We start from the raw sequence: 20303 nt of genomic DNA on the forward strand, positions 1-20303 counted from the left end.
TCTGCGAGGCCGAACGGCCTCGGCGCAGCGTGGGGAATACCGACGGGCCTGTGCCCAGGGCTACTTGGAGGTCCTGATCTCCACGAGCATGAACTCGCGGCCCTGTTCGTCGGCGCTCTCCCCGACCGCGGTCCAGGCGTTCTTGTCGACGTCGTAGGACTGCTGCTCGGTGCCGGTGGTCATGTCCACCTGCGTCGAGTAGTCGTTGCCCTTGATCCCGTAGACAGAGGGGATTTCCAGGGTGAGCCAGCCGGAGTGGCCGGTGACCTGGAAGCAGATCTTGTCCTTGCTGCGCGCCCAGACCTCGAGCTGTCCCGTGCCGGTCACGCAGTCGGCGAGGGTGATGTGGCCGTCGCCGCGCTTGAGGAGGATGTTCTTCTCCGCCAGGATCTTGTCCGCCTGCGGGTAGTTGAAGTCCTCCACGGCGTAGCCGGGGGCCTCACCCGCGACGGGCGCGGCCGCCCGGGCTCCGGAGTCACCGGGGGTGGAGGAGCCGCCCGGGAGGGCCAGCCAGGTCAGCGCGCCGGCCACTGCTGCTGCCAGCACAGTGCCGACGAATCTCTTGTTTCTCGGCCTTGCCGCGATTGCGCTACGCGCCTTCATTGAAATCCTATGGTCGATTCTGATGGAACGTCAGAACGCGTTCACTACGGGTGTCGGGCTGCGACGGGCCGGGTGGCAGAAATCGGCGCGAAATGAGCACCCTCAGAAATGCGCATGGCCATGAAACCGCCCCCCGGGAAATGAGCCATCGGCGGGAGAGACCCCTTCTGGGGATCGCAGTGCGAAACTCGCCCGCAGCCTCGTTCATCCAAGCTGGAATTGTTGATCTCTGTCCACCGGACAAGAGTGGTAAAAGGGGTACTTGGTAAGAGTCTCGTGTGGTGTGCGTCACAGAACGGAAAGGTTGTGGTCACCTGTGTGAAGGTTTTTGTCACCTTGTTGTGTGGTCGATCATCGTTTTTCCTGCCGGCCGCGCGTAGCACTTCACCCGGCGGCCGATATGGCGGAGCAGTTGTCCCGTACCGGGGTCACCGGGCCGCTCGGGCGGCGGTGCAGCAAAGGGAGCGAAGGTGCGGGAAGCCCTTCTTCGCGCGGGCGCCGGCGACATGCAACTGCGTTGAAGGCAACGGAGGTTGGCCGTCCCGCGTGCTGGTCGCGTCGCCACTCGAAAGCCGTGCGCGGGCAGACGGAGCCAATGGAGACAATCCCGGGTTCGCCGTATGCGGAGTAAGGGCGAGAAGGGTCGGCGGAGGCTTCTCGACACCATTCCATTCGTGCCGCACGGAATGGCTGCGGAGGAATTGAGGCACCCTGCCGCCGGCGCATGACTTGATCATTCTGGCTCTCGGTTCACTCACATGTCCAGCGAGATAAATGGGGCAACTGCGCCAAAAAACAGACAAAAAAGCCGCAGGAAACTGAAAGATCTGCAGGTCATGCCGGGCATTGTGAAGAAACGGTGGAGATTGAGGACACGAGAACATCGGGTTGTACTGGTTCCGGTAAAGATCGAGGCAAGGAAAAGGCTTCTGCGCTTGACGGACTCTTTAGTCGTTCTCGGATGTCGCAATACAGGGACAACTGTGTCAGACCGGGAGGACATACCTGCCGTTTTGTTGTTCTCCTTTACTTGCACCGAAAAACTGTGTGAGGATCCCTTTTCGGTTGGCGGGCAAGAGAAGTGATGGGGGAAATGCCGCCGTGTGCCGATATGGAGCGGCCTGCACACAAGCAGCCGACTGCCGCAGAGCCATGCGCCCAGGGCGCCCGCCGCGGTTGCCGCCTCGCTCCACCGGCCTCAACGAGATCTCCGTCCATCGGTGTCGCGTGCCGCCAGCCATTTCGCCCTGTCAGTCAGCATCTTGAGGACGACACACACACATGCAGACAACTTTCTGGAGCAGACGGCGCCTCCTGACTGTGGCGGCCGCCACCACGGCAGCCGCGGCGCTGCCACTGACCAAGACACCCCGGGCCTTCGCCGACACGAGTGAGACCCCCGTCATCCCCTCGCTCCCCGACACCCCGCGGGCCAAGGCCGTCGCCGCGTGGCAGGGCGGTGGCACGGCGACCAAGGCCGCCGCGGCCGCCGCGCTCGCCGGCACCGACGCGGACGTCGATGCGTTCCTCACCACGGCGTTGCCGGCCGCCATCGCGGAGGACAACCGCGCCGCCGTTCTGAAGACGCTCTCTCTGGCCGGCAAGGGCACGATCGCCGAGATCTCCCGTGTCCTGGAGGCGGGGGACGACGAGATCTCGGCCTTCCTCGCCGGCGGGTACAAGACGGCGCAGACGGAGGACATGCGCGTCCTCGCCCTCACGCTGAGGTCGATGGGCGGCAGGGGAGTGCAGTCCGCCGCGGACACCGCCATCAACGACGGTTCCGGCGACGCGCTGTTGAAGTTCATCACCGACACCCAGTTCTCCGCGCGTCTGGAGGACGAGACCGTCGAGGTCTTCAAGATCCTCAACGGTGCCGGGCCCGAGCTCACCACGTACGCGCAGCGCGCCCTGGACGACGGCGGCCCCGACGCCATCCGCTGGTTCCTGGAGATCGGGCAGAACATCGCCCGGGCCCGGGACGACGAGGCCGCCACCATCGAGCAGCTGGTCGCCGTCACCCAACGGCAGTCCAAGCGCGCCCAGTTGTCGACGGAGAAGGCGAAGGAGGAGTCGGACAAGGCGAAGACCGCCGCCGCCGAGGCCAAGAAGGCCGCGCTGGAGGCCGCCGACGAGGCGCAGGCCGCCAGGGACGACGTCGCCAAGTCCGCTGCCGCCGCCCGCAAGGCCGCGAGCGCCGCCAAGGGTGCGGCCAACGCCGCGTCCATCGCCATCTCCGCCTCGTACGCCGCCCAGACCGCGGCCCGCAAGGCAGCCTGGGCCGCACACGCCGCGACGTCCGCCGCCGCCACGGCCGCGCACGCCGCCTCCGCCGCGTACCAGGCCGCCATGGCCGCCTCCCAGGACGCCTCCAAGACGGCCGCCGCGAAGGACGCCGCGGTCGCCGCCCGCAACGCCGCGGCCAAGGCGCGTACCGCCGCAAAGGCCGCCGACGCCGCCAAGATCGCCTCCGACCAGTCGGTCGCGGCCGGCAACTCGGCTGCCGACGCCGCCCGCGACTCCGCCGCCGCCGCGAACGCCGCGGCCACCGCGGCCACCGCCGCCGGCGCCGCCAACTCCGAGGCCGCCGCCGCGCGCGCCGCCGCCGCCGAGGCCGACGCCCAGGCCGCGCGCGCGACCAGGGCCGCCTCCGCCGCGCAGTCCCTGGCCAACACCGCGTCGACCGCCGCCGGGGCCGCCCGCGACGCGGCCAACTCCGCGGCCGACCACGCGGACAAGGCGGCTGCCGCGGCCGACGAGGCGGTCAAGTACGCCGGCCAGGCCCTCGACTTCGCCAACAAGTCCACCGAGTACGCCAACGACGCCCAGGCGGCGGCCGACGCCGCGGTCAAGGCCGTCCTGGACGCGCAGGACGTGGAGCAGAAGGCGCGCGACGCGGAGCAGGCCAAGCTCGACGAGTACACCGAGCAGGGCAAGGCCGACGCCGCCGCGTTCGCCGCGCTCGAGCAGCAGGACAACGAAGCGGCCCGCAACCAGCTGACCCAGCAGCAGGCCACGGACTCGGCCACGCTGGACCTGATCGCGGCGGCCGAGAAGGCGTACCGGGACGGCGACCACGCGACCGCAGTCGGCCACGGCCGCAACGCCTGCCTCGCCCTGCTGTCGTCGCACGGCACCTGGACCCGCGAGGCCGCGGCGTTCGCGCTCGCCGCCGGTGACGAGTCGATCCTGACCTGGATCGACACCGACCGGACCATCGCGCAGAAGCAGGACGACCGCGAGACCGTCCTGTTCCTGAGCATGGTCTCCACAGCCAATGTGGCGAGCGCGGCACAGGCGGCCCTGGAGTCCACGGACGAGGCCGCGCCCACCGCCTTCCTCACCGCCGGCGCGATCGACGCGGCCAAGGAGGACCAGACCGAGGCGATCTTCAGGATCCTCGGCAACAACCCCGGCAGCGCCGTGAAGCAGGCGGCGACCGACGCCCTCAACGACGGCTCGGCCAAGGCGCTGCACGACTTCTTCACCGTCAAGTACGCGCCGGCGCAGGCCGAGGACGACAACGTGGCGGTCTTCTCGGCCATCGACTCCGCGGGCCCGTACACCAAGATGATGGCGACGATCGCGCTCGAGGGCCCGAGCTGGATGCGCCGCAACTTCGTCACCACCGTCTACCAGCGGACGCTGCAGCTCGACGCCGACTCCGCCGCCCACATCGCGGCGATGCAGGCCCTGCTGGCGCACGCCGCCAAGCTGGCGCAGGACGCGACGACGAACGCGGCCTACGCGCAGAAGGTCGCGGCGGAGGCGCGCAAGGCGTCGGACGAGGCGCAGAAGTGGGCCACCGCCGCCACGGACTCCGCCCGGAAGGCGCAGACGTACAAGGACCAGGCGGACGCCCACGCAGACGCCGCGGAGAAGTCCGCGGCCGACGCCCAGGCCTCCGCCGACAAGGCGAAGAGCGCGGCGCTGGCCGCCCGGGGCGCCGCGCGGCGCGCCAACTACTCGGCGAACCAGGCGACCGCCGCCGCGGCCGCGGCGACCATCTCCGCCAACAACGCGCAGGCGTCGGCCAATTCGGCCGCCGCCTCCGCGCTCCAGGCGGGCAAGGACGCCGCGGAGGCGGCCAAGGCCGCGTCCGAGGCGAAGCAGATCGTCGCCACGAAGCGCAGGCAGGAGCAGATCGCGGCGGCCAAGGCGGCCGCGGAGGCGGCCGCGAAGGCCAAGCAGAACGGCGTCGACCCGGCGGACAACGCCGACAACGACGGGGCGAAGGAACCGTACAAGTTCCTCGGCGGCACGGCCGACGACTGGAAGGGTGCCGCCGACACGCTCGGCACCATCTCCACGTACACCGGCTACGCCGCAGCCCTCTCGCTGCTGGTGCCGCCGCCGGCCGGCGAGGCCCTCTACGGGTTCTTCGGCGGGGTCTCCCTGATCACCGGTGTGGCCAGCACGATCATCTACGGGTTCGCCGAGGGACCGTTCTCCGCGGACTGCCTGGGCTCGGCGTTCGGTGTGGCCGTCGGTGTCTTCACCACCGGCCTTCCGTGGGGCAAGTTCGGCGGAGTGATCGGCGACGCCCTCGGCCCGCTCGAGCACGGCGCGCTGTCCGTCGGCGCCCAGATCCAGCGCGTCGGCACGGCGGCCCTGTCGCCGGCCACCGGGGCCGTCATCTCCGCAGGAAAGGCCGTGGGAGACGCCGTCAGCGACACCTGGCATGATCTGACTCCGTGGTAAAGAGTCATGTCGCCACGGACGGCTGGGTCGTCATCTCCTGTGCCGCCACCCTCGTCTATGTGGTGGCGATGCGCTGGTGCATGCCGACCCCCCAGGCGAAACTGCGCATATCCGTCGCGCCGTTCGTCGGCCTGGTCTTCCTGGTGCCCACGGCCATGGCGAGGGGCTACTCCCTCTCCCACACGCTGTACTTGTACAGCTGCGTCCTGCTGACGTTCGTCATCATGCTGGCGCCGGTGCGGAAGAGGGTGATGGCCGACATCGTCGAGCAGCAGCAGAAGCCCTGGGAGAAGGTTCCGTTCAATACGGTGAGCCTGTACTGGGTGACCTTCTCGGCCACCGGCTGCATCATCGCGATGATCTACCTGTGGCCGGTCCTCGAATAGCGTGACTCACAGCGCGAGAAGGCGGCGCACGCCCGTGATCCGGGTGTGCGCCGCCTTCGGCGTTCGCGCACTGGTGCGTCCAGATGCAAGGCGGAGGAGGGCGTCGACGCGATGGGGGTGCCCCCGCGCGAGTTCGTTCGAGCGTGGGGGAGTCGGCAACCGACGACAACGCCGCTGGGGGTCCCCCCACGCCCTCAAGGCAGTGGGGGAGGGCGTGTCGGCCCCCGCGTCTGTGTCTTGATCCGCCGGACAGGCCCTGGTCCGCGTACTGGACGAGGACGCGGTGACCGACCCGCTTCGCGTAGATTCGGCACGTGGAGACGCGTGTGGAGCCGGACGGGCGTGAGGAGACCGGCAACAAGGTGGTAGGGGCAAGGCAGGCCGTGCGTGAGGCCCGAAGGATCGTCGTCAAGGTGGGTTCCTCGTCGTTGACCACCGCGTCGGGCGGCCTGGACGCCGACCGGGTGGACGCGCTCGTCGACGTCCTGGCCAAGAGCCGTGGTGCGCAGGAGAAGGAGATCGTCCTGGTCTCCTCCGGCGCGATCGCCGCCGGGCTCGCCCCGCTCGGTCTGCGCCGCCGCCCCAAGGACCTGGCCCGCCAGCAGGCCGCGGCCAGCGTCGGCCAGGGTCTGCTGGTGGCCCGCTACACCGCCTCCTTCGCCCGCTACGGCATCCGTGTCGGCCAGGTCCTGCTGACCGGCGACGACACCAGTCGCCGCGCGCATCACCGCAACGCCTCCCGCACCCTCGACAAGCTGCTCGCGATGGGTGCCCTCCCGGTCGTCAACGAGAACGACACCGTCGCCACCGACGAGATCCGCTTCGGCGACAACGACCGCCTCGCCGCGCTCGTCGCCCACCTGGTCCGCGCCGATCTGCTGGTGCTCCTCTCCGACGTGGACGGCGTGTACGACGGCGACCCGAGCAGGCCCGGCACCTCCCGGATAGCCGAGGTGCGCGGGCCGGCCGACCTCGAGGGCATCGAGATCGGCAGCGCCGGAAAGGCCGGGGTCGGCACCGGCGGCATGGTCACCAAGGTCGAGGCGGCCCGGATCGCGGCCGCCGCCGGCATCCCCGTGGTGCTCACCAGCGCGGTCCACGCGGCCGACGCCCTGACCGGCGGGGACACCGGCACCTACTTCCACCCCACGGGCAAGCGCTTCGCCGACCGGCTGCTGTGGCTCCAGCACGCCTCCACCCCGCAGGGCTCGCTCACCCTCGACGACGGAGCGGTCCGCGCGATCGTCCAGGGCCGCAAGTCACTGCTGCCGGCCGGCATCGCGGCCGTCGAGGGCGAGTTCACCGCCGGCGACCCCGTCGAGCTGCGCGACGGCCGGGGACACCCGGTGGCCCGCGGGCTCGTCAACTTCGACGCCAAGGAGATCCCCCGGCTGATCGGCCGCTCCACCCGGGAACTCGCCCGCGAGCTCGGACCGGCGTACGAACGCGAGGTCGTACACAGGGACGATCTGGTGCTCCTGGAGCCGTAATGGGCCGAAACGTCCGGCTGCCCGTGGCCTGAAGGTGGGGGACGTTCCGCAAAACCGCCCCACGGAGCCGCGCGGCCTGCTGCACTTTGTCTCAGGGACACCAACCGCACGAGCACTGGGTAAAGGAGGCCGTCGTGAGACGAGTGCGCCCTGGGGCGGCGGCGTCCCGCGGTGGTACCGGTGGGTCCCCGCCCCGTGCGACGGGCGAGAAGCGCGCCCTGACGAGCGTGGCGGCCGACGACCGCTTCGAGAAGGAACGTATGGAGCCTGCGGGGCTCGACGGTCCTGAGGGGCTTGAGGGCCTCAAGGGGCTCGACGGTCATGAGGGGCTCGGCGGCCATGAGGTGCCCGAGGGGCGAGCGGGGCGCGGCGCGGGTCCGGGCGGGCCGGCGCACCGGCCGGGCGAGCGACACGACGGTGGCGGCGATCCCGCCGGCCTTCCCCGGCTGTGGCACATCACCCTGCGGGTCTCGGGCGCCCGGGCGCCGCTCCAGGAGGTGCGGCGCGGCCTGGAGCAGCTCGCGCACGACCATCCCTTCCTGCTGACCAGCCGTTACGCGGACGACCACGCGGAGATCCGCTACTGGGAGGAGGCCCGCGACCTGCACGACGCCGCGGCCGTCGCGCTGCGGCTGTGGGGCGAGCACCGGCAGAGCGCGAAACTGCCGCCCTGGGAGATCGTCGGTCTGGAGGTCATCGACCGCGACACCTACCACCAGCGCCTCGCCGAGGGCTACGGGCCGCCCCCGGCGACCCCGGTGGGGGTGCACCCCTTCTGACACGGGCCTGCCCACGGTGCCAGGTCGAGGACCTGTCTCGGGTACCGGGACAAATCCCGCCTCCGCCCGCGGGCCGCACTACCCTGCCCTCATGACCACGCTCTCGCCGTACGACTCGATGTCCCCGGTCGCCCAGGCCGCCTACCGGGCCAAGGCCGCCGCCGCCGACCTCGCGCCGCTTCCGCGCGCGGAGAAGGACGACGCGCTGCTCGCCATCGCGGACGCCCTGGAGGTCCGTACCAGCGAGATCGTCGAGGCCAACGCCAAGGACATCGCCAAGGCCCGCGCGGCCGGCACCAGCGAGGCCATCGTCGACCGGCTCACGCTGACCCCGGAGCGGGTGCGCGCCATCGCCGCCGACGTGCGCGACGTGGTGGCGCTGCCCGACCCGGTCGGCGAGGTCGTCCGCGGCTCCACCCTGCCCAACGGCCTGGACCTGCGCCAGGTCCGCGTCCCGCTCGGCGTGGTCGGCATCATCTACGAGGCACGCCCCAACGTCACCGTGGACGCCGCCGCCCTGTGCCTGAAGTCCGGCAACGCGGTCCTGCTGCGCGGCTCGGCCTCCGCCTACGAGTCGAACTCGGCCCTGGTCCGGGTGATCCGGGACGCGGTCGGCGGGGCCGGACTGCCCGCCGACGCCGTCCAGCTCGTGCCCGGCGAGAGCCGTGAGAGCGTGCGCGAGCTGATGCGCGCCCGCGGCCTGGTCGACGTGCTGATCCCGCGCGGCGGTGCCTCCCTGATCCGGACGGTCGTGAACGAGTCGACCGTCCCGGTGATCGAGACCGGCACCGGCAACTGCCACGTCTACGTCGACGCGCACGCCGACCTCGACATGGCCGTCGACATCCTGATCAACTCCAAGGCGCAGCGGCCCAGCGTCTGCAACGCCGCCGAGACCCTCCTCGTCCACCAGGACATCGCCGCCGAGTTCCTGCCGCGCGCCCTGGACGCGCTCGCCGAGGCCGGGGTCACCGTGCACGCCGACGAGCGGGTGATGGCCTACGCCAAGGACTCCCGGGCCACGGTCGTCGAGGCCACTCCCGACGACTGGGACACCGAGTACCTGTCGTACGACATCGCCGCCGCCGTCGTCGACTCGCTGGACAAGGCGGTGTCGCACATCCGGCTGTGGTCCTCCGGGCACACCGAGGCGATCGTCACCACCTCGCAGCAGGCGGCCCGCCGGTTCACCCAGCTGGTCGACTCCACCACCGTCGCCGTGAACGCCTCCACCCGCTTCACCGACGGCGGACAGTTCGGCTTCGGCGCGGAGATCGGCATCTCCACGCAGAAGCTGCACGCCCGCGGCCCGATGGGGCTCCCCGAGCTGACCAGCACGAAGTACATCGTCACGGGCGACGGCCACATCCGCCGCTGAGCACAGGGCCCGGCGGCTGCCCGGTGGAACGGCGTCTCAGCAGGCGGATGAATTTCCATACCGTCTGCCCAAATTGACCCCCCAGGTCTACTCTGGATCCGTGCCGGAGGACGTGGGGGGCACGCCGTTCCCTGACGGCTGGGAGCCCGACGACGACCACGACCGCGGGGTGTCGGACGAAGAGTTCGCCTCCGTGGTCTTCGACGAGGCCTTCGTACGGGCGGCCGTCTTCCACGAGCCGACCGCCGTCGAGCGCCTCCTGGCCGCGGCCCAGGCGAGAGCCGAGGCCTCCGAGGCCGAGGCCCGCCGCGCGCACGCGAGAGGCGAGCACTACGACGACGGCTACGGCCCCGACCGGCACGGGTTCGCCCATGACGGCGACCTCGACGACCTGGACGACCCCGATCTCCTCGACGGCGGCTACGGCGGCCCGGGGACGTTCGGCAAGCAGGTGCGCTGGCACCGGCCCGTGGCCTGGGTGCTCGCCGTGGTGATGGGCATCGGCATGGTCGCGCTGGCCTTCGCGGCGGTCTACCGGGGCGGGTCCTCGGGCAGCCGCGACCAGGTGCCGCCACCCGCCTCCACCGGCCTGGAACAGGGCAGCGCCGCCGCGCCCTCCGCGTCCGCCGACTCCTCTCCGCCACCCGTCTCGGCGGTCCCCCGCACGCCCTGACGGCCCGGCGCCGACCTTGGTGAGAACCTGTCAGAACTTGGCCCGCAGCAGGGCGTTTACCGGCGCTTGCCGAGACCTACCCTGAATATATGGGAGGGCCTGCAGACCCGCCCGAAGGGACACCCGAGGGCGCCCCCGGAGGTGCGGAGGACGAGTACCGATCCGTCGTCTTCGACGAGTCGTTCGTCCGCGCTGCCCGCCTCCAGGAGTACTCCGCACGGGAGCGGATGACCGACCACACGCCCGCCGTGCGCCGCCGCCCCCACCTGCACCGCGGACTGTCCCGGCAGGCCCTGGCGCTCGTCCTGCTGATCGCCCTCGCCTTCGCCACCGCCGTCTACATGAGCGTGCGCAGCCCCAGCCGGTCCACGCAGCTCCAGCCGTCCGCCGTACCGCTGCGGATGACCGTGGTACCGCTCGCCCCGCAGGGCAAGGTGCCCGGGTCCGCCGACCCCGAGTACCTGTACACGCACAGCCCCGCCGCGCAATTCGTCGTCGGTGCCGAGGGCATCCCGCTGCCCGCCCACCGGCGCACCGCCCACTTCTCGGACGGCCAGGTCGCCACCGCCCTGCTCACCGCGAGGGACTACATCGTGGCCTCCTCCCTCGACCCGGCGGTGCTGACCGGCGGCGAGATCAACACCGTCCGTGCGCTGCTCGCGCCGGACCAGCTCAACCAGTTCGACCAGAGCTTCGACCACCCCGCCGCCGACGGTCAGCACGCCGCGACCGGCTGGCTGGTCCGCTTCGACCCGGCCCGGGCCGAGCTGGCCGATCCCGCGATCCGCGTCCAGGGCAGCCTGCAGGTCGTCGAGGCCGACTCGGCCACCCTGGAGGTCACGGCGGACCCCACCCTGGTCTACGCGCTCAAGCCGGCCGGCTCGGCCGCCAAGGCCCCGGTCTCGCTGTTCACCGTCCGGCGCGAGCTGCAGTTCCGCTTCGACCGCGACGACCTGCGGCTGCGCCAGGTGCAGCTGGTCGCCTCCTCCGTCCAGGCCGGCCCGCTGTCCTGCACCGACGACTCCGCGGGCCGCTTCCACCCCCTGCTGGCCGGCCAGACCGCCAAGCCCGGCGGCCCCTCCGGCACCGACCCGTACGCACCGGGCGGCCCGACGCCCGTGTGCGGCACCCTGGCCCCCGCCGCCCAGCCGAAGGTGTGACGCCGGCCCCCTGGCGGCCCGGCGGCCCCTCGGTGGTCGGTCCGTCGGGGCGGCCGGTCGGTCCTTCGGCGCTCAGTCCTCGTCGCGGCGCGGGGTGTCCGTCGGTGGCTCGTCCTCCGGGGTGCGGCTGTCCTGCGGGCCGCCCTTCGCCCCGTCGTTCGTCGCCCCCTCGCCCTTCGCCCCCTCGCTCTTCGCGCCGTCCTTGGACGCGGCCGAGCCCGTGAAGCCGCCGAAACCTCGCCGGACCCGCTCGCCCAGGTCACCGGCTCCGCCCGCGAGGTCGCTGACCAGCTTCATCAGCGGGTCCTTGGAGCTCTTCACGTGACTGGCGTAGTGGTTCGCGGACTCACGGAAGGAGTCGCTGACCGAGGTGTCCTTGTCCTCGGTGCGCCGCGCGTAGTGACCGTCCATGATCCGCTGGTAGTCCCGGGACTCGGCCCACTTCTTCAGCTCGGCCGCCCGCACGGTGGCGAAGGGATGGGTGCGCGGCAGCACGTTGAGGATCTTCAGCACGGAGTCGCGCAGGTCGCCCGACTCCTCGTACTCCTCGGCCTGCTTCAGGAACGCGTCCACGTTCATCTCGTGCAGGTGGTTGCCGCCCGCGATCTTCATCAGGCCGCGCATCGACGCCCGCACGTCCTGCCCGACCAGCAGCCCCGCCCGGTCGGCCGACAGCTCCGACTTGCGGAACCACTCGCGCAGCGCCGTGACGATCGCCATGATCGCTATGCTGCCCAGCGGGATCCAGGCCACCCGCACGGCCAGGTTGGTCAGGAACAGCAGGATGGTGCGGTACACCGCGTGGCCGGACAGGGCGTGGCCCACCTCGTGGCCGACGACCGCCCGCATCTCCTCCTCGTCGAGCAGTTCGACCAGGCCCGTGGTCACCACGATGATCGGCTCGTCCAGGCCGATGCACATCGCGTTGGGCTGCGGGTCCTGGTTGACATACATCGGCGGGACCTTCTCCAGGTCCAGGATGTAGCAGGCGTCCCGCAGCATGTCGTTGAGGTGCGTGAACTGCTGGTCCGAGACGCGCACCGAGTCGGACAGGAACAGCAGCCGGAGACTGCGCTCGGGCAGCAGGCCGCTCAGGGCCTTGAACACCGTGTCGAAGCCGCTCAGCTTGCGCAGGGCGACCAGGGCGGAACGGTCGGCCGGATGCTCGTACGCCCGCGAGGAGATCCCCGGGAAGCGAGTGCGGCGGCGGCTCGGCACGCGCTCGTGCCCACTGTGCTCGCGGCCTTCGTCGGACATGTGATCCCCCATGTGCGTCTGTGTCGCCCGATGTGCCCCCGAGGCAGGAGCCAGCCTAGGCGGAGATACCGTGGACGGGCAGCACAGCGAAGGAGTCCGCCATGGAGCACCACCCCGCAGTCGCACGGCTGGCCGAGGCCGCCGGGACCGTCCCCCAGCACCAGGGATCCGGTGACCTGCTCCGGGTCGTCCTGATCGTGATGATCCTGGGGTGTGTCCTCGTCGGCTGGTTCCTGCTGCGCGGCTACAAGCGGAACGACGACTGAGCGTCCCGGAAGGTTCCCCGTCCGTGCCCGCCGGACGTGCCCACCGGGGCGGGCCCCCGTCCGTGCCGCGTCTGCCGCGGCCTGGTCAGCCGCCGTCCGCAACGGCGGAGTCGGCGTGAGGGGCGGGAAGTCGGACGCTTACGATGGGCGGACATCTTTATCCCGCCCACACCCGGATAGGTCTGCCGAAGATGAGCTTCCAGAGCACCGCTGCCCAGTTGGTCAACCTCGCCGAGGCCGAGGGCGGCAACCACGAGAGCCTCAACCCCGCGGTGACGGGTGGAGCCGCACTCGTCATCCTGCTGCTCCTGCTGTGGATCACCACTCGTTTCAACCGCGACCGCTGACCTCGCCGGGGCCCCGCCGGCCCGCCCCGGGGGCTCGCCGCCGGGGCCCGGGAACCGTACTCGGTGAACTCCCGGTCGGGGCCCTCAGACCGGGCCGGTAGGGTCTGCACGCATGGGAGAGCAGGACATGCGTACCGGTCCGGCGAGTGACACGGTGAAGCACCCCGAGAACGGGCCGGGCAGAGGCCCCTCGTCGTCGGGCAAGCGCCGCCTGGGCGTCATGGGCGGAACGTTCGACCCGATCCACCACGGGCACCTCGTGGCGGCCAGCGAGGTCGCCGCGCAGTTCCACCTGGACGAGGTGGTCTTCGTGCCCACCGGCCAGCCCTGGCAGAAGACCCACCGCCATGTCTCCCCGGCCGAGGACCGCTACCTGATGACGGTCATCGCGACCGCCGAGAACCCGCAGTTCTCCGTCAGCCGTATCGACATCGACCGCGGCGGCCCCACCTACACCGTGGACACCCTGCGCGACCTGCGCGCCCTCAACCCCGACACCGACCTGTTCTTCATCACCGGCGCCGACGCCCTCGCCCAGATCCTCACCTGGCGGGACTCCGAGGAACTCTTCTCCCTCGCGCACTTCATCGGCGTCACCCGGCCCGGTCACCACCTCAGCGACCCCGGTCTCCCCGAGGGCGGTGTCTCCCTCGTCGAGGTCCCGGCCCTCGCCATCTCCTCCACCGACTGCCGGGCGAGAGTCGCCACGGGCGACCCCATCTGGTACATGGTGCCGGACGGAGTCGTGCGCTACATCGCCAAGCGCGAGCTGTACCGCGGCGAGTGAGCCGAGAGGGGCACCGGTGAACGACCGATACGACGCTGGGTACGACGGCGACAGTTACGAGCTCGTCGGCTACGACGAGTACGGCCGGCCTGTCTACCAGCAGGTCCCGTCCCAGCAGACCCCGCAGCAGTCCTACGACGCCTACGGCCGTCAGGACCACCAGGGCTACGGCTACGACCCGTACGCGACCGGCGGGCAGCAGCAGCCCGGCCCGTCCGCCTACGACGGCGGCTACGGCACCGGCCCGCAGACCCCCGCCCCGTCGTCCCCCTACGAGCAGTACCCGTCGTACGACCCGAACCGTCCGCACGGCCCCCAGGGCTCCGACGGTTCCCACGGCCACCCCGGCACCTACGACCCCTACGGCTCCGGCGCACCCGCCTCCGGCACGACGGCCGCGCCGTACGACCCCTACGGCCGGACCGCGACCAGCGGACAGCAGCCCCGGGTCACCAAGCAGACCGCCTACATCCCGCAGCAGACCGGCCCGCAGCAGGCAGGGCCCCAGCAGACCCCACCCAGGGCGGCCGGCCGGACGGCGGACGGGCCGGACCGGCCGGACGGGGACGAGCGGGAGTACCACACCGAGCAGTTCGCCTTCGTCGAGGAGCCGAGCGACGACTCCGAAGACGTCATCGACTGGCTGAAGTTCACCGAGAACCGCACCGAGCGCCGCGAGGAGGCCCGTCGCCGCGCCCGCAGCCGGATCATCGCCCTGGCCGTGGTGCTGGCCCTGGTCGCGGTGGGCGGCGTCGGCTACCTCTGGTACGCCGGGAAGCTGCCCGGACTGTCCTCCACCGACAAGAAGACCGGCACCGCGACCGCCGCCGGCGCCCAGAAACGCGACGTGATCGTCGTCCACCTGCACAACACCGCCAAGGGCGGGACCTCCACGGCCCTGCTCGTCGACAACACCACCACCAAGCAGGGCACCACCGTCCTGCTGCCCAACTCCCTGGCCCTCACCGACGACGACGGCACCACGACGACCCTCGCCAAGTCGGTCCAGAACGACGGCTCCTCCGGCACCCGCGACCAGCTCGACACCGTCCTCGGCACGAACATCGAGGGCACCTGGCGCCTGGACACCCCCTACCTGCAGAACCTCGTCGACCTGGTCGGCAACGTCGAGGTCGACACCGACACCGACGTCCCCGACCCGGACGCGAAGAAGAAGGGCACCGCGGCCCTCGTCCACCGGGGCAAGGACCAGACCCTCAGCGGCAAGATGGCCGTCGCCTACGCCACCTACCGCGCCTCCGGCGAGGCCCAGAACGCCCAGCTGGAGCGGTTCGGCCAGGTCATGCAGGGCGTGCTGCGCAAGCTGTCCTCCGACCCGCAGGCCGCGACCACGACCGTGCAGACGCTGGCGCAGATCCTCGATCCCTCGCTCACCGACAAGGACCTCGGCACCTTCCTCGCCAAGCTCGCCGACCTGGCCAAGGGCGGCGACTACCGGACGGCCCTGCTGCCCGTCGGCGGCGACGGCACGCTGAGCGCGAAGACCAGCGACAGCGTGGTCAAGGACATCCTCGGCGGCACCGCGAAGAGCCCCGACCAGGGCTCGTCCGTCCGGGTCTCCGTCCAGAACGCCTCCGGCACCAAGGGCAACACCGACAAGGCGCGCGTCGTCCTCCTCAACGGCGGCTTCACCTTCCTGGAGGCCGGCTCCGCGTCCGCCGTCCAGCCGGCCTCCAAGGTCGTCTACACCGACGTCGGCGACAAGGAGAACGCCACCGAGGTGGCCAAGACCCTGGGCCTGCCCGCCGGCTCCGTGGCGAAGGGCACGGTCTCCTCCGGCGCCGACGTCTCGGTGGTCCTCGGTCAGGACTACAAGCCCACGTCAGCGCAGTGATCCGTTAATCACGTAGGGCGCCGTCGGCGGTCCGTGAGACCCTGGATGGCAAGTGACCGCCGACGGAAAGCCCTGTAGTGACCGCAACCGACCGTTCTCTCGAGCTCGTCAGCACCGCCGCCCAGGCGGCCGCCGACAAGCTCGCGCACGACATCATCGCCTACGACGTCAGCGATGTGCTGTCGATCACGGATGCCTTCGTCCTGGCATCCGCACCCAGCGACCGCCAGGTCAAGTCGATCGTCGACGAGATCGAGGAGCGGCTCCTGAAGGAGCTCGGCGCCAAGCCGGTGCGCCGCGAGGGCGACCGCGAGGCCCGCTGGGTCCTGCTCGACTACGTCGACATCGTCGTCCACGTCCAGCACAGCGAGGAGCGTGTCTTCTACGCCCTGGAGCGGCTGTGGAAGGACTGCCCCGAGATCGAGCTGCCCGCCGACGCCAAGGCCACCCGGGGCAAGGCCGAGGAGCACGCCAGGCTGAAGGCCGCCGAGGACTCGGCGGAGCCGGGCGGTGAGTGGCGGTGAGCGGCGCCGGTGACGGAACCGGCAGGACACAGGGCCGGGGCCGCCGCATCATCCTGTGGCGGCACGGTCAGACGTCCTGGAACGTGGAGCGCCGCTTCCAGGGCTCCACGGACGTCGAGCTCACCGAGACCGGCGTCGGCCAGGCCCGCCGTTCCGCCCGGCTGCTGGCCTCCCTCGGACCCGACGCGATCATCTCCTCGGACCTGAAGCGGGCCGCCCGGACGGCCGCCGAGCTGGCCACTCTCACCGGCCTCGACGTCACCGTCGACGAGGGCCTGCGCGAGACCTACGCGGGCGTCTGGCAGGGGCTGACGCACGAGGAGATCATCGACCGGTACGGCGCGGAGTACACCGCGTGGAAGCGCGGTGAGCCGGTGCGCCGGGGCGGCGGCGAACTGGAGACCGAGGTCGCCGACCGCGCCGCCCCCGTGGTGCTGCGGCACGTGGAGAAGCTGCCCGAGGACGGCACGCTCGTGGTGGTCAGCCACGGCGGCACCATCCGCACCACCATCGGACGCCTCCTCGGCCTGGAGGCCCACCACTGGGAGAGCCTGGCGGGGCTCGCGAACTGCTGCTGGTCGGTCCTCAGCGAGGGCGCCCGCGGCTGGCGCCTGCTGGAGCACAACGCCGGCACCCTGCCCGAGCCCGTCCTCGGCGACGACGACTGAGACCCGCCGGAACCGGGTCCCGGGACACCCGGCGGCCCCACGGGGCCCGGATTTCACTTTCCGGCAGGTCACAGGCTAAAGTTCTTCTTGTTCGCCCCGCCGAGCGGGAAGAACACCAGGCGGCTTCGCCGCGTGGCTGCAAGGGGCTATAGCTCAGTTGGTAGAGCGCCTGCATGGCATGCAGGAGGTCAGGAGTTCAATTCTCCTTAGCTCCACGGATCGACACTCTGTCGAGTTGTCAAAGATCGTTGATGAGAATCCCGTCCCGTCAAGGGGCGGGATTCTCGCGTTCCGGCGTGTACGCCACGATCCGGCACTCCGGCATCCCGTCGATCGACAGCGACACCACCGTCGTGCGCAGCTCCTCTCCCGACAGACGGCGGAACGTCTTCACGCGCGGCCCCGGGGGTATCACCTCGCCGCTCGCCCAGAGCTCGGCGAAGTACGGGCTGGCGGCCGACAGGGTGCGTATGAAGTCCTCCCAGGCGGGCTCGCCGACATGTCTGCCGTAGTGGGACCGCAGCGTGGCCACCATCACCGGCAGCTCACGCTCCCGGTGGACCACGGGACAGGCGTCCGGGGAGAGCGTGAACAGCGTCCACAGCGCGTTCGGCACGGAGTCCTCGGACATCCGCGGCAACTGGAACAGGTCACGGAAGGCGGCGTTGGTCGCCAGGACGTCGTAGCGCGCGTTGTAGACCGCCGCCGGATGCGGATCGAGGGCGTCCAGAACGCACTGGACCTCTGGGCGGATCCGCTGCGCAGGCGGTTGCGGGCCCGGGTCGAACGGCACCTCCGCCAGCCGGTACAGATGCTCCCGCTCCGGTGGCTCCAGCCGCAGCGTGCGCGCCACCGCGTCCAGCACCTGCGAGGAGGCGTTGATCGGCCGGCCCTGTTCCAGCCAGGTGTACCAGGTGACGCCCACGCCCGAGAGCTGGGCGACCTCCTCGCGGCGCAGCCCCGGGGTGCGGCGGCGCAGGCCCGGAGCCATCCCCACGTCGGCCGGTGTCACCCGGGCGCGCCTGCTGCGCAGAAAGGCGGCCAGCTCCGGCCGACGGCGCTGTGTCGTCGTCATCGTCACGTCCCCCGTCGTCACGTTCCTCATCGTCGAGGCCGGACTCGTCGCGTGCCAGGTGCTGTCAGTACCAGCATCAGCGGGCTCTCGGCACCCGTACCGGCGCGTCGCCAGGCTCGACGGCATGACGACACCATCCCGGACAGGCCCGAATCCCGCCTCCGCGCACCCGCTCCGAAGTCCTGAGAACAGTAAAGCGCCCACCACTGACAATCGGGCCCGGCCGCTGCTCGCCACCGTGCTCGCGGCCCAGTTCATGGCGCTCCTCGACGTGTTCATCGTCAATGTCGCCGCCCCGGCCATCGGTTCCGACCTGCACGCCTCCGGCGCCGATCTGCAGCTGGTCATCGCCGGCTACACCATCACCTACTCGGTCCTGCTGATCACGGGAGCGCGGCTGGGCGACCGGCTCGGGCACGGCCGGGTGCACCTGGCCGGACTGGCCTTGTTCACCGCCGCCTCGCTCGCCTGCGGCCTGGCCGGGGGAGCGGGCGCGCTGATCGTCTTCCGGCTGGTCCAGGGCGCCGGCTCGGCGCTGATGATCCCGCAGGTGCTCAGCCTCATCCAGCGCACCTTCACCGGCGAGGCCCGGGTGCGGGCGCTCGGCGCGTACTCGGCGGTGATCGCCGTCGGCGCGGCGGCCGGGCAGGTCGTCGGCGGTGTGCTGGTCAGCGCCGACCTGTTCGGCACCGGCTGGCGCCCGGTGTTCCTCGTCAACGTTCCCGTGGGCGCCGTCCTCCTGCTCGTCGGGCGGCGCGTGCTGCCGCGGGACGGCGGGGCGCAGCGGCCGCGGACGTCCGGCGCCGGCGCAGGGGTCCGGCCGCGGGGCCTGGACCTGCCCGGCCTGGTGCTGCTGGGCGCGGCGGTCTCGCTGCTGACGGTGCCGCTGGTGCTCGGCCAGGAGGAGGACTGGCCCCTGTGGGCCTGGCTGTCGCTGGCCGCGTCCGCGGCGCTGCTCGCGGTGTTCTGCGGGTACGAGTCCCGGCTCGCCCGGCGCGGCGGAGCCCCGCTGATCACGCCCCGTGTGCTGCGCCTCCCCGGCATGGGTCTCGCCGTCTTCCAGGTGCTGGCCGTCATGGCCGTGAACGGCGGCTTCCTCTTCGCTCTCACCCTGCACGTCCAGGGCGGCCTCGGCTACAGCCCGCTGCGGGCGGGCCTGACCTTCGCGCCGACCGCGGCCGTCTTCGGGCTGGTCGGGCTGACGTGGCGGAGGTGGCCGGCGTCCTGGCAGCGGTGGCTGACCCCGTCCGGGTTCGTGCTCATCGCGCTGTCCGTGCCCGGTGTCGCACTGGCGTTCAGGGGCGGCCACGACGGCGGCGCCCTGCTCTACCTCGCCTACGCCGGTGTGGGCGTCGGGCTCGCGCTCGGCTTCAGTCCGACGCTCACCGGCGCACTGGCCGCCGTACGGCCCGAGGACGCGGCGGACGCCAGCGGTCTGCTGGCCACCGTCGCGCAGCTCGGTCAGCTGATCGGCGTGGCGGCCTTCGGCACACTGTTCCTGAACCGGCTTGAGTCACTCGGGGCCCCCGGGGCGTATACCTCTTCGGAGGCGCTCTCGGCGTGCATGTACGCGCTGGCCGGGACGGCCGTGGCCGCCGCCGTGGCCGGACTGGTACCGAGGCGTCGCTGACCGTATTGGTCCGGCCGTGGCAGAATCAAACGGCCGGAAGGGGGCGCGGCCCGACGGGAGGGAGTAGCGATGCCTGCCAGCATCCTCGAGGAGGTCGGTCACCTCCTCGATGCGGCGTTGATACGGGACACGGTCACCCGCCTCGTCTGCCCCTCCTGCGGCTCCCTCCATGTGGCGCAAGTCCTCGGCGACAACGGTGGGATCTCGTACGTGTGCACGGCCTGCGGCCACAGCTGGAGCTGATAGATGGGTGCACACAGGCGAAAGTGCGACTGGTGCGGCAGCGGTACGCCGATCGTCCGTGACATGGAACCGATCAACCCCGACTACCAGTACTGGTGCGAGGAGTGCGCGCGGGCGCTGATCATAAAGGGGGACCCGATCGAGACGTACCGCGAACTGGAGGGCGAGCCGATCTACGGCCGCCTCCTGGAGGAGCACTGCACCCTCAAGCGGTTCTACTCCTTCGTCACGGCGTGACATCGGCCGGGGCCCCGCGCGGGACCCCGGCCGACTCGTGTGACCCACGGTCATGAACGAAGGCCATGAACAACGGTCATATCGGGCAGAACGGAAACCGATTTGGTGAAGCACCCCTTGGACCGTGTAATGTTGGCGTCGCCGCCGGGGAAACCGGGCGGAACAAAGCAAGGGGCTATAGCTCAGTTGGTAGAGCGCCTGCATGGCATGCAGGAGGTCAGGAGTTCAATTCTCCTTAGCTCCA

19 protein-coding genes and 2 tRNA genes are annotated in these 20303 nt (G+C 71.1%); 18 read left to right on the plus strand and 3 right to left on the minus strand.

All coding sequences use genetic code 11. From position 1 onward, the window contains the following. Positions 1-60: 60 nt before the first annotated feature. On the minus strand, positions 61-603 hold the full coding sequence (locus IE318_RS10255; protein WP_373311116.1) for a hypothetical protein: 543 nt from the start codon (positions 601-603) through the stop codon (positions 61-63). Positions 604-1884: 1281 nt separating this feature from the next. Here IE318_RS10255 and IE318_RS10260 point away from each other — a divergent pair. The 7 genes from IE318_RS10260 (at position 1885) to IE318_RS10290 (ending at position 11170) form a co-directional block, all read left to right on the plus strand. Then, a complete protein-coding gene (locus IE318_RS10260; RefSeq protein ID WP_189898845.1) occupies positions 1885-5304 on the plus strand; it encodes an ALF repeat-containing protein in 3420 nt (1139 codons plus the stop codon). Next, a complete protein-coding gene (locus IE318_RS10265) occupies positions 5298-5690 on the plus strand; it encodes a hypothetical protein (RefSeq protein WP_107473304.1) in 393 nt (130 codons plus the stop codon). The genes IE318_RS10260 and IE318_RS10265 overlap by 7 nt, the downstream gene beginning before the upstream one ends. A gap of 383 nt (positions 5691-6073) precedes the next feature. Then, positions 6074-7180, plus strand: a complete 1107-nt coding sequence (proB, locus tag IE318_RS10270) for a glutamate 5-kinase (protein WP_189899002.1) — start codon at positions 6074-6076, stop codon at positions 7178-7180. Positions 7181-7314: 134 nt separating this feature from the next. Beyond that, positions 7315-7959, plus strand: a complete 645-nt coding sequence (locus IE318_RS10275; RefSeq protein ID WP_444546214.1) for a DUF8830 family protein — start codon at positions 7315-7317, stop codon at positions 7957-7959. 91 nt (positions 7960-8050) lie between these two features. Next, the gene (locus IE318_RS10280; protein WP_189898847.1) at positions 8051-9337 is read left to right on the plus strand and encodes a glutamate-5-semialdehyde dehydrogenase; all 1287 of its coding nucleotides are present in this window, start codon (positions 8051-8053) and stop codon (positions 9335-9337) included. A gap of 100 nt (positions 9338-9437) precedes the next feature. After that, positions 9438-10010: an SCO2584 family spore wall biosynthesis protein gene (locus IE318_RS10285; RefSeq protein WP_030171452.1), complete on the plus strand. Its 573-nt coding sequence runs from the start codon at positions 9438-9440 to the stop codon at positions 10008-10010. A gap of 89 nt (positions 10011-10099) precedes the next feature. After that, positions 10100-11170, plus strand: a complete 1071-nt coding sequence (locus IE318_RS10290) for an SCO2583 family membrane protein (protein ID WP_189898849.1) — start codon at positions 10100-10102, stop codon at positions 11168-11170. A gap of 72 nt (positions 11171-11242) precedes the next feature. Here IE318_RS10290 and IE318_RS10295 read toward each other — a convergent pair whose 3' ends face one another. After that, entirely contained in the window at positions 11243-12427 is a 1185-nt protein-coding gene (locus IE318_RS10295; RefSeq protein ID WP_189898851.1) for a M48 family metallopeptidase, read from the minus strand. A 101-nt stretch (positions 12428-12528) separates the two neighbouring features. Here IE318_RS10295 and IE318_RS10300 point away from each other — a divergent pair, with 101 nt between their 5' ends. The 7 genes from IE318_RS10300 (at position 12529) to IE318_RS10330 (ending at position 17089) form a co-directional block, all read left to right on the plus strand. After that, positions 12529-12693 (plus strand): hypothetical protein, encoded by a 165-nt coding sequence (locus tag IE318_RS10300; protein ID WP_189898853.1) that lies wholly within the window; start codon positions 12529-12531, stop codon positions 12691-12693. A 191-nt stretch (positions 12694-12884) separates the two neighbouring features. Beyond that, positions 12885-13040 carry a hypothetical protein gene (locus tag IE318_RS10305; RefSeq protein ID WP_189898855.1) on the plus strand — a complete coding sequence of 52 codons (156 nt, stop codon included), beginning with the start codon at positions 12885-12887 and terminating at the stop codon, positions 13038-13040. 112 nt (positions 13041-13152) lie between these two features. Continuing rightward, on the plus strand, positions 13153-13827 hold the full coding sequence (gene nadD / locus IE318_RS10310; protein ID WP_189898857.1) for a nicotinate-nucleotide adenylyltransferase: 675 nt from the start codon (positions 13153-13155) through the stop codon (positions 13825-13827). Between the two features lie 16 nt (positions 13828-13843). Next, complete coding sequence (locus IE318_RS10315) at positions 13844-15682, plus strand: LCP family protein (RefSeq protein WP_189898859.1); 1839 nt, start codon at positions 13844-13846, stop codon at positions 15680-15682. A 77-nt stretch (positions 15683-15759) separates the two neighbouring features. Beyond that, on the plus strand, positions 15760-16206 hold the full coding sequence (gene rsfS, locus IE318_RS10320; RefSeq protein ID WP_030171469.1) for a ribosome silencing factor: 447 nt from the start codon (positions 15760-15762) through the stop codon (positions 16204-16206). Continuing rightward, a complete protein-coding gene (locus IE318_RS10325; protein ID WP_373311118.1) occupies positions 16197-16874 on the plus strand; it encodes a histidine phosphatase family protein in 678 nt (225 codons plus the stop codon). The genes rsfS and IE318_RS10325 overlap by 10 nt, the downstream gene beginning before the upstream one ends. 142 nt (positions 16875-17016) lie before the next feature. Then, positions 17017-17089, plus strand: a tRNA-Ala gene (locus IE318_RS10330). A gap of 53 nt (positions 17090-17142) precedes the next feature. Here IE318_RS10330 and IE318_RS10335 read toward each other — a convergent pair. Next, positions 17143-17979, minus strand: a complete 837-nt coding sequence (locus tag IE318_RS10335) for a helix-turn-helix transcriptional regulator (protein WP_229903426.1) — start codon at positions 17977-17979, stop codon at positions 17143-17145. A gap of 208 nt (positions 17980-18187) precedes the next feature. Between IE318_RS10335 and IE318_RS10340 the strand changes: the two genes are divergently transcribed. The 4 genes from IE318_RS10340 (at position 18188) to IE318_RS10355 (ending at position 20303) form a co-directional block, all read left to right on the plus strand. Continuing rightward, complete coding sequence (locus IE318_RS10340; RefSeq protein ID WP_229903427.1) at positions 18188-19579, plus strand: MFS transporter; 1392 nt, start codon at positions 18188-18190, stop codon at positions 19577-19579. 69 nt (positions 19580-19648) lie between these two features. Then, positions 19649-19822 (plus strand): hypothetical protein, encoded by a 174-nt coding sequence (locus tag IE318_RS10345; RefSeq protein ID WP_107473306.1) that lies wholly within the window; start codon positions 19649-19651, stop codon positions 19820-19822. 3 nt (positions 19823-19825) lie between these two features. After that, entirely contained in the window at positions 19826-20059 is a 234-nt protein-coding gene (locus IE318_RS10350) for a hypothetical protein (RefSeq protein ID WP_006136074.1), read from the plus strand. Between the two features lie 171 nt (positions 20060-20230). Further along, positions 20231-20303 (plus strand) — tRNA-Ala (locus tag IE318_RS10355).

It is taken from the genome of Streptomyces spiralis (genome assembly GCF_014654675.1).
GTDB classification, from domain to species: domain Bacteria; phylum Actinomycetota; class Actinomycetes; order Streptomycetales; family Streptomycetaceae; genus Streptomyces; species Streptomyces spiralis.